Annotated in this window: 1 protein-coding gene; it reads right to left on the bottom strand. The window is 45.3% G+C overall.

Features of this window, described 5'->3' with window-relative positions; genetic code table 11:
- Positions 1–30: 30 nt before the first annotated feature.
- The gene (locus tag BLU57_RS15710; protein WP_090322952.1) at positions 31–1,278 is read right to left on the bottom strand and encodes an IS256 family transposase; all 1,248 of its coding nucleotides are present in this window, start codon (positions 1,276–1,278) and stop codon (positions 31–33) included.
- Between the last annotated feature and the right edge of the window lie 99 nt (positions 1,279–1,377).

Below are 1,377 nucleotides of genomic sequence, written 5' to 3'. Positions count from 1 at the left end.
GAGCTATAGTCAAATCTGGTGTATGGAGGATCAAGCGGCTTCCTGTTTTTGATGTCCATTTTGTTTAACGCCGTTAACGAATTTTATACCTTGAATGACATCCGCTAACAATTTATAGCCTCTCAAGCGGAACCATTTTTTCTGTGCTACTTCCATCAGTTTGAACGCCATGGTCAGGGTTGTCGTCCGGCTTCCACAATTTTTCGTTTTGGCAGTTCTTAGTCTGACAGTAGCAAATACAGACTCAATCGGATTGGTTGTTCTAATGTGTTGCCAGTTTTCTGCAGGATAATCATAAAAGGCCAGCATGGAATCTTTATCCTTTACCAGGCATTGCATCGCTTTTGGATATTTCGGGCTGAAACGCTCTATACAGTTATCAAACGCTTCATAAGCTTTTTCCCGTGTTTCTGCTTGCCAGATGTTGTGCAGTGCTTCCTTGACCTTGGGCTGCATAGCTTTCGGTAGTTTCTCCAATACATTAGCGGTTTTATGTACCCAGCAACGCTGTTGATCGGTATCCGGCCAGCATTTGGCCACAGCCTTCCAGAACCCCAGGGCACCATCACCGACAGCCAGTTTGGGCGCATCCTTGAGACCACGCTGTCTCAAATCCATTAATACTTCCGTCCAACTGGCTTCTGACTCGCGATAGCCGTCGGACAATGCTAACAATTCTTTACGCCCCGTTTCATCAGAACCGATAATCACCAAAAGACATAAGCGATCATCCATCCGTACATTGCTGTAGATACCATCAGCCCAGACATAAACACACCGCTTGCCACTCAGATCACGGTGAGTCCAGTTTTGATAATCCTGTTCCCAGTTCTGTTTCAAGCGGCTGATCGTGGCTGCTGATAATCCCGGCGCATCTGGCCCTAATAGATGTTTCAGCGTTTCGGAAAAATCTCCCGTTGAAATCCCTCTCAGATATAACCAGGGCAAAAACTCCTCAATGTTCCGGGTACGCTTCAAATACGGCGGTATCAGACTGCTGTTGAACTTGATACCCAGCCTAGAGCGATCCCGAACTTTCGGAACTTTAACTGCAATGTCTCCAAGTCCTGTTTGTATCGAACGTGCAGGCAAATATCCATTTCTGACTAATGCCATCTTACCTTCGTCAGTTTTTAAAGTGTCGTACTGCTCGATAAAAGTGGATACTTCCGCTTCAATTGCTGCAGCCAGCATTTTACGCGCGCCTTCTCGAAGTACTTCCTGCAATAAATCATTTTGCTCTGGTCTGTTCAGCTTAAAAATATTACTATCTGTCATGCGGTGTTTTCCTTTTTATTGGTTGATCTGCCCAGATCTTTACCAACAGGTTACACCGCTTTCTCCTCTACTGTCATACACCAGAAAAGATCATAGCTC

The organism is Nitrosomonas oligotropha (assembly GCF_900106555.1).
Lineage (GTDB): Bacteria > Pseudomonadota > Gammaproteobacteria > Burkholderiales > Nitrosomonadaceae > Nitrosomonas > Nitrosomonas oligotropha_A.
The sequence above is the reverse complement of the archived record's forward strand: the minus strand, read 5'-3'. Positions and strand labels throughout refer to the sequence as shown.